Genomic DNA, 15,422 nt, shown 5'->3' with positions numbered 1-15,422 from the left:
GCTCACTCCTTACTGCGGGGGATTTCCGTGCTTGCGGGACGGCAGGTCCGCGTGCTTCGTGCGGAGCATCGCCAGAGCCGCGGCCAGTACCGCCCTCGTCTCGGCCGGATCGATCACGTCGTCCACCAGGCCTCGCTCGGCCGCGTAGTACGGGTGCATCAGCTCGGATTTGTACGCTGCGATCTTCGACGCCCGCACCGCCTCCGGGTCGTCCGAACTCGCTATCTCCCGGCGGAAGATGACGTTCGCCGCGCCTTCCGCGCCCATCACCGCGATCTCGTTCGTCGGCCAGGCGTAGGTCAGGTCGGCGCCGATCGACTGGGAGTCCATGACGATGTACGCGCCGCCGTACGCCTTGCGCAGGATCAGGGAGATGCGGGGCACCGTCGCGTTGCAGTACGCGTACAGGAGCTTCGCGCCGTGGCGGATGATGCCGCCGTGCTCCTGAGAGACGCCCGGCAGGAAGCCCGGCACGTCGACCATGGTCAGGAGCGGGATGTTGAACGCGTCGCAGAGCTGGACGAAGCGGGCCGCCTTTTCGCTCGCCTCGATGTCCAGGACGCCCGCCAGGAACTGCGGCTGGTTCGCCAGGATGCCCACCACACGGCCGTCGATCCTGGCAAGCGCGCAGATGATGTTGCGGGCCCAGTGCTCGTGGACCTCAAGGAGGTCGCCGTGGTCGACGATCTCCTCCAGGACCTTGCGCATGTCGTACGGGCGGTTGCCGTCCGAGGGCACCAGGTCGAGCAGCACGTCGTTGCGGCGGTCCGCCGGGTCGTCCCCCGCAGGCAGGGGCGGGGGCATCTCCCTGTTGTTGGAGGGGAGGAGAGAGATCAGATAGCGGACCTCCGCCAGGCACGTCTCCTCGTCGTCGTGGACGAAGTGGGCCACGCCCGAGACCCCGGCGTGGACGTCCGCGCCGCCGAGGCCGTTCTGGGTGATCTCCTCACCCGTCACCGCCTGCACCACGTCCGGGCCGGTGATGAACATCTGCGACGTCTCCCGGACCATGAAGACGAAGTCCGTCAGGGCGGGGGAGTACGCGGCGCCGCCGGCGCACGGGCCCAGCATCACGCTGATCTGCGGGATCACCCCGGACGCCCTCGTGTTGCGCTGGAAGATGCCGCCATAGCCCGCCAGCGCGCTGACGCCCTCCTGGATACGGGCGCCCGCGCCGTCGTTCAGCGACACCAAAGGCGCCCCCGCCGCGATCGCCATGTCCATGATCTTGTGGATCTTTGTCGCGTGGGCCTCGCCCAGGGCGCCGCCGAAGATGCGGAAGTCATGGGCGTACACGAAGACCGTGCGGCCCTCGACCGTGCCCCAGCCGGTGACCACGCCGTCCGTGTACGGCTTCTTCGCCTCCAGACCGAAGCCCGTCGCGCGGTGCCGGCGCAGCTGCTCGACCTCCTGGAAGGTGCCCGGGTCCAGGAGCAGGTCGATGCGCTCGCGCGCGGTCAGCTTGCCCTTGGCGCGCTGGGCCTCGGTGGCCTTCTCGCTCGGGCCGAGCCTGGCCTGCTCACGCAGGACGTGCAGTTCGGCGACGCGTACGGCCGCGGTCTGCGGCGGCGGCTGCTCAGTCACGGTCACGGTCGGTCCCTTCCTCATCCGAAGGCGAAGTAGAAGTAGAAGTCGAAACTGAAGTCGGCACGGAACGCGCGGTTCGCTGGTGCGTCGCCCGCGCGCGCACGGCGTCGAGCAGGCTCGCCTGCTCCAGGCACTCCCCGGCGTCCGGCGACTCGACGGCGCCGGAGCGCACCGCGCGGACGAACGCCCGGACCGTGGCGGCCACTTGGTCGTGCGGGGCGAGCGTCAGCTCGCGCGGGCCGTGGGCATCCGTGATCCACACCTCCGGCTTGTGGTCGGCGGCCGGGGTGAACGCCGGCTCGACGCGGATCCGGCCCTCGCTGCCCCACAGTTCGTACGCCGAGCGGTACGCGTGCTCCATGCCGAAGGCCAGCTGGCCGAGGACGCCCGCGGGGGAGCGCACCAGCACCGCGCCCGAGGTCTCCACCGCCGAGCCGTCCCCGTGTTCCAGGGCGGCGCCGACGATCTCCAGGCCCGCGCCCAGGAAGTACAGGGCGGCCCGCACCGGGTAGTAGCCGACGTCCAGGAGGGCCCCGCCGCCGAGTTCCGGGCGGTGCCTGATGTTCCCGGCGGGCAGCGCCGGGATCGCGAACGCCGCGCTGAACGCCCGGAGTTGACCGATCGCACCACTGCTCACCAGCTCCCGTACGACCGAGTGCTGGGGATGGTGGACGAACATGACGTTCTCCATCAGCACCAGGCCCGAGGCGCGCGCGAGGGCGAGCAGCGCCTCGGTGGTCGCCCGGTCGGCGGTGAGCGGCTTCTCGGCCAGGACGTGCTTGCCCGCGCGCAGCGCCCGGCCCGCCCACTCGGCGTGCAGGGAGATGGGCAGCGGCACGTACACCGCGTCCACATCGTCCCGGGCGAGGACCGCGTCGTACGACTCGACCGCCGCGCAGCCGAACTGGTCCGCGACCTCCTTGGCGCGCCCGCCGTCCCGGCTGGCCACCGCGGTGAGCTCGACGTCCGGGTCGGCCGCCATGGCGGGCAGCACCCGGCGGCGGGCGATGTCGGCGGTGCCGAGGACGGCGATGCGCAGGGGTCGATCAGTCATCCGTCAGATGTCCCATGGCGTTGAGGCAGGCGAGGAGGGTCCTGGCCTGCACATTGACGTAGTGTCCGTGCTTGATCAGCGCCGTCAGCTGGCTGACCGTTACCCACTGGTACCCGGCGGGCGGCACGACCGGCGCTTCCGCCTCGTCGGCCTCGATGACCAAGTAGCGGTTCTCCGCGTACAGGAAGCGGCCGCCCTCCTCCGAGTGGATCGTGTCATAACGGATGCGCTCCGTGGGCGCCGACATGACGAGGTCGAGGAACGGCGGGCGCACCTTCAGCCCCTCGAAGTTGTCCGGGGAACACTGCACGGTGGGGGCCAGTTCGACCGTGTCGAGGAAGCCGCCCTCGACCTTGGCATTGGCCAGGACGTGCAGTACACCGTCGAAGGAACGGGCCAGGAAGGCCGCGATGCCGCGGCTGCACGGCTCGATCAACGGCTGGGTCCAGCCGGTCACTTCGCGATTGCCGGCCTGCACCTCGACGGCGACCACGTTGAACCAGCGGCCGTCGTCCTTGCCGATGCGCGCCTCGTCGCGGGTCCAGCCCGGCACGTCGTCCAGCGGGATCCGCTCGGCCTGCACGTCGTAGCGCGAACGCTCCGCGGTGAACCAGGAGAGCAGCTCGACGTCGGTGAGCAGCGCGGCGGCCTCGGGGTCGCGGGAGCGGGCCAGGGACTGGCTGAAGTCGTCGGCCGCCGCGGTGCCCGCGCCGTAGGCCGGCAGGCAGGCCAGGACCGTGCGCGAGTCCATGTTGACCAGGTTGTCCCGGTGCAGGAGCTCGGCGATCTGCCCCAGGGTCAGCCAGCAGAAGTCCTCGTCGAGCGGCACCTCGCCCTCGACCTCGACGAGCATGTTGCGGTTGCTCTTGTGGTAGAACCACGAACCGTGCTCGGACTGGAGCACGTCGGCGAGTATCCGGCCGCGCCCGGCGCCCGTGAAGTACTCGATGTACTTCACGTCGGCGCCCTTGTGGACCTTGGTGTAGTTGCTGCGGGTGGCCTGCACGGTGGGGGAGAGCTGGAGCAGGTTGCGGTTGCCCGGCTCCATCTTGGCCTGGAGCAGGAAGTGCGGTATGCCGTCGAACTCCTTCACCAGGATGCCGAGGATGCCGACCTCGGGCTGCTTGATGATCGGCTGGTACCACTCCGTGTGCGGGCCGTCGTCGGTCGTGACGTGCAGGCCTTCCACGCTGAAGAAGCGCCCGCTGGAGTGCACCAGGTTGCCGGTGTCCGGCTCGAAGGACCAGCCGCGCAGCTTGGAGAACGGGATGCGTTCGACGCTGAAGCGGCCCGCTTCCTTGCGCCCGGCGAACCACTGGTGGAACTGCTCGGTGGTCATGACCCCCTCGGAAGCGGCCAGCGAGGCCGTCATCCGGCCGACCGCCGACATCGGCTCGCGGGGACGGAGTACCGGCTGTGACTCGACCGGCTCCGCAAAGGTGGACGACATGTACGCTCTCCTCGTCAAGAAGGCATCTTTGGCGGGATATGGCTGGATGTGGCGAGGGCGTGGGGGGTCCGGCTCACCGGCCGGCGAGGAACTCACGGATCGAGGACACCATGTAGTCGGTGTGCTCGTCGGTCAGTCCCGGGTAGACCCCGATCCAGAAGGTCTGCTCGGTGATGATGTCGGAGTTGGTCAGGTCGCCCACGATCCGGTGCGGGGCGTCGACGTAGGCGGGCTGGCGGGTCAGGTTGCCGGCGAACAGGTTGCGGGTGCCGATCTTCCGCTCTTCGAGGAAGTTCACCAACTCCTTGCGCTTGAACGGCGCGTCGGGGTCGACGGTGATGACGAAACCGAACCAGCTGGGCTCGCTGCCGAGCGTCGCCTCGGGCAGGATCAGGTGCGGCACACCCTCCAGGCCCTCGCGCAGCCGCTGCCAGTTGCGGCGGCGGGCGGCGGTGAAGTCGTCGACCTTGTCGAGCTGGGTCAGGCCGAGGGCGGCCTGGAGGTCGGTGGCCTTCAGGTTGTAGCCGATGTGCGAGTAGATGTACTTGTGGTCGTACCCGGCCGGCAGGGTGCCCAGCTGGTACTGGAAGCGCTTGAAGCAGCGGTCGCTCTCGCCCGGCTCGCACCAGCAGTCCCGGCCCCAGTCGCGCAGCGACTCCACGATCCGGGCGAGCGCCAGGTTCGAGGTCAGCACGCAGCCGCCCTCGCCCATCGTCAGGTGGTGCGCCGGGTAGAAGCTGACCGTCGTCAAGTCACCGTAAGTACCGGTGAGTTGACCGTTGTACGTGGAGCCGACCGCGTCGCAGTTGTCCTCGATGAGGAAGAGGTCGTTCTCCTCGGCGATCTGCGCGACCTCGGCGACCTCGAAGGGGTTGCCGAGCGCGTGCGCGACCATGATGGCCCGGGTCCTGGGGCCGACGGCGGCCTTGATGCGCTCGGCGGTCGTGTTGTACGTCTTCAGCTCGACGTCCACGAAGACCGGGATGAGGCCGTTCTGCAGGATCGGGTTGACGGTGGTGGGGAAGCCCGCGGCCACCGTGATGACCTCGTCGCCCGGCTGGAGGCGGCGGTCCTCCAGGTGCGGCGAGGTGAGCGCCGACATGGCCAGCAGGTTGGCCGAGGAGCCGGAGTTCACGAGGTGTGCCTTGCGCCGCTTCATGTAGCGCGCGAAACGGGACTCGAACTTGCGCGTGCTGGTTCCGGCGGCGATGCGCATGTCCAGGGCCGCCTCCACCAACGCCACCCGGTCGGCCGGTTCGAGCACCGCACCGGACGGCCATATCTCGCTGACTCCCGGCACGAACTCTTCGGACGGCTCCTTCTCCAGGTGGTACTCACGCACCTGATCGAGAATCCGTGCCTTGGTCTCACTCATCTTGACTGCCTCCATGGTCGTCAGTTCGGCACGAAGCCCTCAGCGGTGACCCGACGTGGTCATCGTCGTAGGAGTGACTTGAAGGGCACTGGACAACGGCTCGCGGTCGGCGGCCGCGCGGGCGTGGACCAGCAGATCGCGCAGCGAGTCGTCCAGGCTCCGGCGCGGGGCCCAGCCGAGCAGGGCGCCGGCCAGGCCGATGTCCATGCGCTGGTACTCGGTCTCCGGGGGACGGCCGCCCTGGACCGGCGCCTCGATGATCTCCGCCGTGGCGCCGGCGAGTTCGGACAGCCGAGCCACCAGCACCCGCACCGAAGTGGCCTGCCCCGCGCCGATGTTGACGACCCGTCCGGAAGCATCGCTGCGCGCTGCCGCAAGTACGGACTCGGCCACGTCCCGTACGTCCACGAAGTCCCGGTGGGCCAACAGCGGCGCCAGGCGCAGCGGTTGTGATGCGGACGTCGCGAGGTGGTGGGCCACCAGGCCGAGCAGGCTGGCCCGGTGGGTGCCGGGGCCCGAGACGTTCGAGAGGCGCAGCACCAGGCCCGTGGCCCCGCCGGCCGCGATCGCGTCGAGCAGCGCCCGGCCACCGGCCAGCTTCGAGCGGCCGTAGGGGGTGACGGGTGCCGTCGGGAGGTCCTCCGTGATGGCCGTCCGGTTCGGGACCGGGCCGTACTCGTGGACCGAGCCGAGCTGGATCAGCCTCGGCCGGCCGTCCAGCAGGGCGAGACCGGCCAGCAGGCGGTGCACCAGGTCGGTGTTGGCGCGGGCCATCTCCTCCTCGGTGACCTGCCAGGCCGCGCCCGCCGCGTTCACCACCACCTCCGCGCCGCGCCGGGCCAGCAGCTCCGCGATGCGGCCGGGCTCCGCGCCCACGACGTCAAGTCCTTCCATGGCGTACGGAGTTGGCGTGCTCGGCGTGCTGCGGGCGACGCCGGTCACCGTCCAGCCGGCGGCCTCGAAGGCCTCACAGACGTGCCGGCCCACGAACCCGGTGGCCCCCAGCACCACCACCGATCCGGCCTGCCCCACGTGCTCGTCCCCTGTTGTCCGGCTGCTGCTCACCGACACGTCCCGGCCTCCTGTCTACGCGGTTTGACGACACCCTCGCGCAGGTCGCTAGGGGGGCACTGGACAAGGGGGCGCGGCGCTACCGGAACTTGAGTGGCGGCACCTAGCGTCCGGTTCATGAGGATCGAACAGACGGCCATCCCGGACGCGTACCGCATCATGCCGAAGCTGTTGACGGACTCCAGAGGCAGTTTCCACGAGTCGTACAGATACGACCTGCTCGCCGCCGAGACCGGGCACGCCTTCGTGCCACGCCAGGTCAACTACTCGGCGTCCTCACGCAATACGGTGCGCGGGCTGCACGGAGTGGCCATTCCGCCGGGCCAGGCGAAGCTGGTGAGCTGCGTGCGCGGGGCGCTGCTCGACGTGGTCGTCGACGTACGCGTGGGATCGCCCACGTTCGGCGAGCACGTGACCACGGTGCTCGACGCGCAGGACGGGCGGGCGATGTTCGTGGCGGAGGGGCTCGCGCACGGGTTCGTGGCGCTGACCGACGACACGTGCATCAGCTATCTCTGCTCCACCGAATTCGTGCCGGGTACGCAGATCGACCTGCGGGCCTTCGACCCGGAGCTCGGCCTCCCGTGGGCCCGCTGGCTCACGGGGGAGGCGCTGCTGTCGGAGAAGGACGCGGCGGCTCCTACGGTCGCCGAGGCCTTGGAGCTCGGGTTGCTTCCTACGTATGCGCAGTGCCTTTCCCTTTACGGGAGGGGTGAGGAGGGGCAGCGGGCTGCGGCCTAGGACCCGGGGGCGCCGCCCCCGGACCCCCGCTCCTCGAACGCCGGAGGGGCTGCTTTTTGCTCCCCGGCGCTGAATGGGTGCCCGAGGCCGGACCTTTGTGCCCGGTAAGGGCACCTTTTTGCGCTGCGCCGGAACTCCATGCACACCGATTGGGCCCGCCCCGGATGGATCCGGTGGCGGGCCCAATCGGTGGGCTCAGTGGGTCAGTTGGCGGGATGCTGCCGGGTGGATTCCCAAGGATGTCAGTGCGGTCGACGGGGACTCCTCTGCTGGGCCCCTCGCGGCCAGGTAGCCGTCGGGGCGGATCAGGAGCCAGGTGCCCGCGGGGGCGCCCAGGGCCGTGGACAGATGGCCGGCCGGGTCGGACAGGGCGTCCGGGCCGGGGGTGTTCACCGTGCGGACGCGTACCGAGGGGCCGTAGTGGTCCTCGGGGGCCTCGCCGAAGGTGAGCAACAGCCATTCCGGGCGCTGGAGTTCACCTATCAGGTCCTGCCAGCCCGGGCTTTCGGCCAGGTCCGGTGCTGTTACGCGGGCCACTCGCTCGCCGGGGCGTACGCCGCCAGACTCAGTCGACGGGTGCGCCAGCGGGCCCGCCGCATACCCCAGTCCCAGCGCCGACATGCCGCCCATGATCTTGCGCTGGATGCGGCCCTTGACCGGGGGCAGCGAGCGAAGCACCGTGAACGCGGCGCGCAGGGCGGCCGCCGCCTTGCGGCTGCGCAGCTGGACCAGCATCGTCGCCATCTTGGTGGTGCGCAGCAGCTCCGCGCCCACCGGGACGCGTTCGTCGCTGTAGCTGTCCAGGAGGGAGTCCGGGGCCTCGCCGCGCAGGACCGTGGCGAGCTTCCAGGACAGGTTGACCGCATCCTGGACGCCCGTGTTCATGCCCTGCCCGGAGGCCGGGCTGTGGACGTGCGCCGCGTCGCCCGCGAGCAGCACCCGGCCGTTGCGCATCTGGGCGATCATGCGCTGCTGGATGGTGAACACCGATACCCAGGACGGCGATTCGACCACGGCGGGCTTGCCCGTACCCGTGGTGATCTTCGCCGAGAAGCGCCGGGCCACCATCGCGTCGTCGCCGCCGTAGGACGTCTCCGCGGTGTCGAGCAGGCGCCACTTGCCGGGCTCGGGGAACGGCACCATCATCACGGTGCCGGTGGGCGTGCGCATCCAGTGGATGCTGTCCTTCGGCAGGTCGCAGTGGACGGTGGCGTCCGCGATGAGCCAGGTCTCGCTGGACTCGCCCTCGAGCTTGAGGCCGAGCTGCTTGCGGATGGTGCTGTGGCCGCCGTCGGTGCCGACCAGCCAGTCGGCCGTCACGGTTTCCGTGGTTCCGTCGGCGTGGGTGAGGTGGGCGCGTACGCCTTCGGAGCCCAGGTCCTCGAACTCGGTGAGGCGTACGCCCCATTCGACCTCGACGCCGCGGCGGGCCGTCGCGGTGCGCAGCACCTCCTCGGTGATGACCTGGTCGACCATCAGCGTGAACGGGAAGCGGGTGGGCAGCCGGCTGTAGTCCGTGTCGAAGCGGATCAGGCGGCGGCCGTTCTGATGGAGCGTGAAGTGCTCCACCCGCTGGCCGCGCGGAAGGAGCTCGTCCAGGATGCCCATCTGGTCGTACGTCTCCAGCGTGCGGGCGTGCGTGGCGAGCGCCCGGCTGGTGGTGGCCGGGCCGGCCGCCGCGTCCACGAGCCGGACCCGCACACCGTGCCGGGCCAGCTCGTGGGCGGCGCTCAGCCCGACCGGACCGGCGCCCACGACCAGCACCTGGGGTGCGGGCGCCGTTTCGCTGAGCAGTGTCACTTCTGGCCCTCCTGCGGCGCGTGCTTGACCGCCTTCCACCAGCCCGGGTTGTCGCGGTACCAGGCGGCGGTCTCGGCGAGGCCGTCCTCGAAGGAGATGCGCGGCGCGTAGCCGAGCTCCTCGGCGATCTTGGCCTCGCTGAGCGAGTAGCGCAGGTCGTGGCCCTTGCGGTCGGCGACCCGGACCACCTTCGACCAGTCGTTGCCGGTCAGTTCGAGCAGGCGCTCGGTGATCTGGCGGTTGGTCTGCTCGTTGCCGCCGCCCACGTTGTAGATCTCGCCCGCGCGGCCCTTGGTGAGGACCAGCTGGATGGCGCGGCAGTGGTCGTCGACGTGCAGCCACTCGCGGATGTTGGCGCCCTCGCCGTACAGCGGGACCGTCTCGCCTTCGAGCAGGTTGGTGACGAAGCGCGGGATGAGCTTCTCGGGGTGCTGGTAGGGCCCGTAGTTGTTGGAGCAGCGGGTGACGGAAACGTTCAGGCCGTGGGTGCGCCAGTAGGCGCGGGTGATGAGGTCCGAGCCCGCCTTGGAGGCGGCGTACGGGGAGTTGGGCAGGAGCGGCCACTCCTCGGTCCAGGAGCCCTCGTCGATGGAGCCGTACACCTCGTCGGTGGAGACGTGCACGACGCGCTGGACGCCGGCGCGCAGGGCGGCCTCCATGACGTTCTGGGTGCCGCCGACGTTGGTGGCGATGAACTCGGCGGCGGACTCCAGGGAGCGGTCCACGTGGGACTCGGCCGCGAAGTGGACGACCGCGTCGTGGCCGGGGAACAGCTCCAGGAGCAGCGGCAGGTCGCAGATGTCGCCCTCGACGAAGGTCAGGCGGGGGTGCGAGGCGGGCAGGTTGTCGCGGTTGCCCGCGTAGGTGAGCTTGTCGAGGACGGTGACCTCGGCGTTCTCGTAGCCCTCGTAGCCGCCCTCCAGGAGCGTACGGACGTAGTGCGAGCCGATGAAGCCCGCGCCGCCGGTGACCAGGATCTTGTTCATGCCGCTCTTCTCCGTGGTGTTCGTCATGCCGCGACCTCCACGCGGGTGTGGTCGCCGACCACCAGGCGGTGGTGGCGGCTTGCCAGATCGATGCCCGTGACCGCGGCGGACCTGCCGAGCAGGGAGCCGTGCAGGCCCCGTACCGCGGAGATCGTCGCGCCGTCCAGGGCGATCGAGTAGTCGAGATGGGTGCCGGACAGGACGCAGTCCCGGCCGATGGACGTGTGCGGTCCGACGTGGCTGTCCTCCAGGACCGTGCCCGCGCCGATCACGACGGGGCCCTCCACGAAGGAGCGGGTGATCTTCGCGCCGGGCTCGACGACGACCGCGCCGATCAGCACGCTCTGGTCGTCGACCTCGCCCTCCACGCGGCGCTCGATGTTGTCGAGGAGCATCTGGTTGCACTCCAGGACGTCCTCGACGCGGCCGGTGTCCTTCCAGTATCCGCGGTACTCCTGGGCCCGGACGGTCTGGCCGTCGGTCACCAGCCACTGGATGGCGTCGGTGATCTCCAGCTCGCCGCGCGCGCTCGGCACGATCGAGTCGACGGCCTGGTGAATGGCCGGGGTGAAGAAGTAGACGCCGATGAGCGCCAGGTTGGAGCGCGGCACCGGGGGCTTCTCGACGAGCCGCTCCACGACGCCGGTCGCGTCGACCTCGGCCACACCGAAGGCGCGCGGGTCCTCGACCTGGGCGACGAGCACCTGGGCGGCCGGGCGCAGCGCGTGGAACTCGGCGGCCGCCTCGGCGATGCCCTCGGGGAGCATGTTGTCGCCGAGGTACATCACGAAGTCGTCGTCGCCGAGGAACGGCTGGGCGAGCTGCACGCACTGGGCGAGCCCCTGCGGGCTCTCCTGCGGGATGTACGTGATCTCGACACCGAGCCGGGAACCGTCACCGAGCGCCTCGGCTATCTCCTCGACATGGTTGCCGACGATGATCCCGATCTCGGTGACACCGAGGTCGCGGATGTTGTCGAGCACCCGCTCCAGGACGGGCTTGTTGGCGATCGGGATGAGCTGCTTGGGCATGGAGTAGCTGAACGGGCGCAGTCGGCTTCCCGTACCGCCGCTCAGAACCAGAGCCTTCATGGGGTCCTCTTCTGTCGTGGTTACGTCGTGATCGACACATCAACAGGCAGATGAATAGGGGATGTTGCAGAGCGGTGTGTGGCCCCGCGATGCCGGTCAGGCGGCGGGCACGAGGCGGACGGTCGGGGTGGCGGCCTCGGTGAGGCTCTCCACCAGGTCGGCGAACTTGTCGGTGGCCTCGTGCAGCAGGGCGTCCGTGTCGGGCTCAAGACCGGCGAAGCCGCCAGGCCCCTTGCGGATGCCGCCCGCGTGCACGAAGAAGCTCTCGGAGACAGCGCGCGGCTTCATCGACATCAGCACCGGGCGCAGCCCGTAGTCGAGCGCGAGCACATGGGCGAGCGAGCCGCCGGTGGCAAGGGGCAGTACCACCTTGCCTTCGAGGGCGAACTGCGGCAGTACGTCGAGGAAGGACTTGAGCAGCCCCGAGTAGCCGGCCTTGTAGACGGGGGTGGCCAGGACGATGGCGTCCGCCCGGGCGAACTGCCCCGCCGCGTCGGCGAGTTGGGGATGGTTCAGGTCGGCCCGCAGGAGTTCGGCCGCGGGCAGGGTGCGCACGGCGAGCGTCTCCACCCGGTGCCCGCGGCGGGCCAGGCGGTCCGTCGCGAGGGTGAGTACCTGGTGGGTGCTGGAGACCGGCGACGGACTGCCGGAGACGGCGAGGATCGTCGGCATGGACAACCTCCTGAGGTGCGATGAGGAGAGGTTCGGTGGGTCGGGCGCGGGAGCGCCGTCGTGGATTCAGGCGACCAGGACCGGCTCGGCGGACGCGGCCGCCTCGCGGCGGACCGCGGCGACGCGCTCCAGGGAGGCGAGCACCAGCTCGGGGTCGGCGACGAAGTCCACCAGGCAGGCGATCTCGTCGACGCCGGCCGCGCGCACCCGGCGGGCGGTCTCCGTGCACTCCTCGACCGAGCCGATCAGCGAGTTCCCGGACAGGTAGCGGTTGACGCCGAGCTCGGCGAGCTTGCGCTGGGCCTTCACCGCGGAGAGCACCTCGCGGCCCTGCTTGTTGCCGCTCATCCGGCCGCCGGCCTCGACCGCGAGGGCCTCCAGGTCGATGGCGGAGAGCAGGTAGTCGCGCAGGGCGCCGCCGCCCGCCTCACGGGCTTCGGCCGCGTCGTCGGCGACGTAGGTGTGCATCATGACGGTGACCTTGCCGGGGCCCTCCCAGCCGGCCTCGGCGCGGGCCGCCCGGTACAGGGCGATCTTGTCGGAGAGCGACTCGACGTCCTGGTTCTCCAGGTGGGTCAGGATGTTGCAGCCGAGCCGCCCCGCCTCGCGGAAGGTCCCCTCGCTGCGGGACGCGGTCACCCACACCGACAGGTCCTCCTGCACCGGGCGCGGGAAGACGGGCAGCGTGGTCTCCGCGCCGAGCGGGTTGGGGCCGGTCCAGTGGCCGGTGCGCCAGGCGGTCCGGATGTCACCGACATCCTTGATCATCTGCTCGCGCCGGGTCTCGTACTTCTCCGGCGCGATCACGAAGTCGTTGACGTTCCAGCCCGAGCCCACCGAGATCGCGACCCGGCCGCCCGAGATGCCGTCCACCATCGCGAAGTCCTCGACGATGCGGGCGGCCGGGTGCAGCGGCGTCACGACGCTGCCGGCCCGGATCTGGATGCGGCTGGTCACCGCGGCGATCGCCGCCGAGGTCACCGCCGGGTTGGGGAAGGCGCCGCCGAAGCGGTGGAAGTGCCGCTCGGGCGTCGATACGAAACCGAAGCCGAGCTCGTCGGCGCGGCGGGCCGCGTCGAGCATCAGACGGTAGGTCTCCTGTGCCCGGTCGCCGACCGCGGCGAAGAAGAAGACACCGAAGTCCAGCGGCCGCTCACCTGCCGAGCCGTCCGCACGGCGGCTGCCGGTCTGCTGGGAATCCGCGTTCATTTAGCGCTGCCTCCTTCCCCGTCGGACGTCGTCGCGGCGGGGTCGTCACCATGGGGGCTTGCTGCCCGGCGACACCATGGGGCGGCCTCCTCGCACCGGACTTGAGTCCGAGCAGTCCCCACCCACTCCACCCCGGCTCAAGTGCACCGCGAGCAGGGCCCGTTGTGCTGAATTCGACCAAGACCCGAGCGAGGCTCACGACACCCCCCCGGGGCGCGAGGAACGGCGCGATCAGCCCAAGACGGCCGGCAGCCGAACAACCAGGCACCCCGCACGACCACCGCTCCAGCCCGGCTCGAAGCCGGCCCCCCACGCTCGCGTGACCGACTTCCGTTCCGATGACCACGAGGTTGCTGGATGACGACTCAGACGCTGGTTGCCGCGGACACCGGCACCGATACAGTCCACGGACTGCTCGCGGCAGCCGTGGCCGCCCGGCCCGACGCCCCCGCGGTGCGCGACGCCTCGGGCGTGTGGACCTATGCGGAACTGGACGCCTGGTCACGGGCGTACGCCGACTGGCTCACCGCCCAGGGTGTGGGGCACGCGGACCGGATCCTGGTCCGCGTGGGCAACACCCGCGAATTCACCGCCCTGATGTTCGGCGCGTTGCGTCGCGGCATCGCCTTCGTGCCGGTCAACCCGGCGATGAAGCGGTTCCACCTGAACACCGTGGTGCCGGACTGCGACCCCGTCCTCGTGATCGGCCAGAACGCCGAAGACACCGCGATCCTGCGGGAGTTGACGGACCGGCCGGTCTTCGAGCTCGACGAGGTGCGGCGCGGCGCAGAGGCGCTGTACGACGCCGCACCCGCCGCGCTCGACGAGGCGCCGGTCGCCCCGGACGACCTCGGGCTGCTCATCTACACCTCGGGCTCCACCTCGGCGCCCAAGGCCGTGGTGAGCACGCACGCTCCGATCGTCTTCGCCGCCCGCGCCATCCAGGCCCGGCTGAACTACCGCGAGGACGACGTCGTCCTGGTGGCGGTGCCGGTCTCCTTCGACTACGGGCTCTACCAGATCCTGCTGTCCGTCATCGCGGGCGCGCAGGTGCTGCTCACCTCGCCGGACCGCCACGTACGGCTGCTCGGCACCCTGCACGAGCACCGGGTCACCGTCGTCCCGCTGGTGCCCTCGCTCGGCGAGATGCTGCTCACGCTGGCCCGGCGGGACCGCCGCGAGGCGCCCCCGGTACGGCTGTTCACCAACACCGGGGCCGCGCTGACCGGGCCCGTCATCGCCCAGCTGCGGGAGGCCTTCCCGTACGCCCAGGTCTCCCCGATGTTCGGCACCACCGAGTGCAAGCGCATCACCGTGCTCGAACCGGACGGCGACATCGCCCGCCCCGGCTCGGTCGGCCGCGCCCTGGACGGCACCGAGGTGCTGATCCTGGACGACGACGGCCGGCTCCTGCCGCCCGGCACGGTCGGCGAGATCTGCGTACGCGGACCGCACATCATGACCGGCTACTGGCAGGCCCCGGAGCAGACCGTCCTGCGGTTCCGCCCCGACCCGGTCACCGGCGAGGTCACCCTGCACACCGGCGACTACGGCCACCTCGACACGGATGGCCACCTCTACTTCGAGGGCCGCCGCGACGACCTGTTCAAGCGCAAGGGCGTCCGCATGGGCACCCTGGAGATCGAGACGGCCGCCCTGGACATCAAGGGTGTGACGGCCGCCGCCGCCCTGGCCCCGGCCGAGGGCCACGACCTCACGCTTTACGCCGTCACCGAGCTGACGGCCGACGAGGTGCTCGCCCAGCTGACGGAGCGCCTGGAGGCCGCCAAGGTCCCGGCCGTCTGCCACCTGCTGGACGAGCTCCCGCTCACCCCGAACGGCAAGACCGACAAGCAGCGCCTGCGCCGCGAACAGAAGTGACCGACTCCCAAGTCACCCATTCAGTAAGGAGATTGAGCCATGACCACCACTGACGTCTCGTGGGACGCCGGCTTCGAGCAGCTGCTGACCTCGGTCCTGCCACGGGTCACCGCCCCGCTGGACCCCGCGCTCGACCTCAAGGCCGTCGGCCTCGACTCGATGGCCACCATCGAGCTCCTGGTCCGCCTGGAGGACCAGTACGACGTGGAGATCCCCGAGAACAGGCTCACGGCCGAGACGTTCGCGACCCCGGGCGCGCTGTGGGCGGTCCTCGCCGCGCAGCGCACCGCGGCCCGCGCCTGACCCACCCCGCGCTTTCACCGCAACCGTCCAACCCCCCACCCACGAAAGTCCCCGGAGGACACCATGAACACCATGCACCTCGTCATCGGCCTCGGCGCCACCCTCCTCTTCATCGTCGCGGCGAAGGTCATCGGCGACGTCGTGAAGAAGCGCCGCGGCTGACCCGGCCACAGGCCACCAGGGGCCCACCGACCGCACCGGT

Annotated in this window: 13 protein-coding genes; 3 read left to right on the top strand and 10 right to left on the bottom strand. The window is 70.5% G+C overall.

The window, feature by feature from the left end; all coding sequences use genetic code 11:
• Window positions 1–9 precede the first annotated feature (9 nt).
• From ABD346_RS27820 to ABD346_RS27800, 5 genes are all read right to left on the bottom strand, one after another.
• Window positions 10–1,584 (bottom strand): acyl-CoA carboxylase subunit beta, encoded by a 1,575-nt coding sequence (locus tag ABD346_RS27820; protein ID WP_381226947.1) that lies wholly within the window; start codon window positions 1,582–1,584, stop codon window positions 10–12.
• Window positions 1,577–2,641 (bottom strand): Gfo/Idh/MocA family protein, encoded by a 1,065-nt coding sequence (locus ABD346_RS27815; RefSeq protein ID WP_344378589.1) that lies wholly within the window; start codon window positions 2,639–2,641, stop codon window positions 1,577–1,579. Before ABD346_RS27815 ends, ABD346_RS27820 begins: the two co-directional genes overlap by 8 nt.
• Window positions 2,634–4,091 (bottom strand): NDP-hexose 2,3-dehydratase family protein, encoded by a 1,458-nt coding sequence (locus ABD346_RS27810; RefSeq protein ID WP_344378587.1) that lies wholly within the window; start codon window positions 4,089–4,091, stop codon window positions 2,634–2,636. The genes ABD346_RS27815 and ABD346_RS27810 overlap by 8 nt, the downstream gene beginning before the upstream one ends.
• 73 nt (window positions 4,092–4,164) lie before the next feature.
• Window positions 4,165–5,466 carry a lipopolysaccharide biosynthesis protein RfbH gene (gene rfbH, locus ABD346_RS27805; RefSeq protein ID WP_344378585.1) on the bottom strand — a complete coding sequence of 434 codons (1,302 nt, stop codon included), beginning with the start codon at window positions 5,464–5,466 and terminating at the stop codon, window positions 4,165–4,167.
• A 39-nt stretch (window positions 5,467–5,505) separates the two neighbouring features.
• On the bottom strand, window positions 5,506–6,537 hold the full coding sequence (locus ABD346_RS27800) for an NAD-dependent epimerase/dehydratase family protein (RefSeq protein ID WP_344378583.1): 1,032 nt from the start codon (window positions 6,535–6,537) through the stop codon (window positions 5,506–5,508).
• Window positions 6,538–6,654: 117 nt separating this feature from the next.
• Here ABD346_RS27800 and ABD346_RS27795 point away from each other — a divergent pair, with 117 nt between their 5' ends.
• Entirely contained in the window at window positions 6,655–7,278 is a 624-nt protein-coding gene (locus tag ABD346_RS27795; RefSeq protein WP_344378581.1) for a dTDP-4-dehydrorhamnose 3,5-epimerase family protein, read from the top strand.
• Between the two features lie 195 nt (window positions 7,279–7,473).
• On the opposite strand, the gene ABD346_RS27790 is transcribed toward ABD346_RS27795, so the two are convergent.
• The 5 genes from ABD346_RS27790 to ABD346_RS27770 all read right to left on the bottom strand — a co-directional run bounded on the left by ABD346_RS27790 (window position 7,474) and on the right by ABD346_RS27770 (window position 13,036).
• The gene (locus tag ABD346_RS27790) at window positions 7,474–9,078 is read right to left on the bottom strand and encodes an FAD-dependent oxidoreductase (protein WP_344378579.1); all 1,605 of its coding nucleotides are present in this window, start codon (window positions 9,076–9,078) and stop codon (window positions 7,474–7,476) included.
• The gene (gene rfbB, locus ABD346_RS27785) at window positions 9,075–10,091 is read right to left on the bottom strand and encodes a dTDP-glucose 4,6-dehydratase (protein WP_344378578.1); all 1,017 of its coding nucleotides are present in this window, start codon (window positions 10,089–10,091) and stop codon (window positions 9,075–9,077) included. Before rfbB ends, ABD346_RS27790 begins: the two co-directional genes overlap by 4 nt.
• On the bottom strand, window positions 10,088–11,155 hold the full coding sequence (locus ABD346_RS27780) for a glucose-1-phosphate thymidylyltransferase (protein ID WP_344378575.1): 1,068 nt from the start codon (window positions 11,153–11,155) through the stop codon (window positions 10,088–10,090). The genes rfbB and ABD346_RS27780 overlap by 4 nt, the downstream gene beginning before the upstream one ends.
• Before the next feature lie 96 nt (window positions 11,156–11,251).
• Window positions 11,252–11,827: an NADPH-dependent FMN reductase gene (ssuE, locus tag ABD346_RS27775; protein WP_344378573.1), complete on the bottom strand. Its 576-nt coding sequence runs from the start codon at window positions 11,825–11,827 to the stop codon at window positions 11,252–11,254.
• 66 nt (window positions 11,828–11,893) lie between these two features.
• On the bottom strand, window positions 11,894–13,036 hold the full coding sequence (locus ABD346_RS27770; protein ID WP_344378572.1) for a MupA/Atu3671 family FMN-dependent luciferase-like monooxygenase: 1,143 nt from the start codon (window positions 13,034–13,036) through the stop codon (window positions 11,894–11,896).
• Window positions 13,037–13,393: 357 nt separating this feature from the next.
• Here ABD346_RS27770 and ABD346_RS27765 point away from each other — a divergent pair, with 357 nt between their 5' ends.
• A complete protein-coding gene (locus ABD346_RS27765; protein ID WP_344378570.1) occupies window positions 13,394–14,917 on the top strand; it encodes a class I adenylate-forming enzyme family protein in 1,524 nt (507 codons plus the stop codon).
• Window positions 14,918–14,956: 39 nt separating this feature from the next.
• A complete protein-coding gene (locus ABD346_RS27760) occupies window positions 14,957–15,220 on the top strand; it encodes a phosphopantetheine-binding protein (protein WP_344378569.1) in 264 nt (87 codons plus the stop codon).
• Window positions 15,221–15,422 lie beyond the last annotated feature (202 nt).

The sequence above is a fragment of the Streptomyces mauvecolor genome (assembly GCF_039532965.1).
Classification (GTDB): Bacteria; Actinomycetota; Actinomycetes; order Streptomycetales; family Streptomycetaceae; genus Streptomyces; species Streptomyces violascens.
This window is presented reverse-complemented; position numbering and strand designations above follow the sequence as displayed.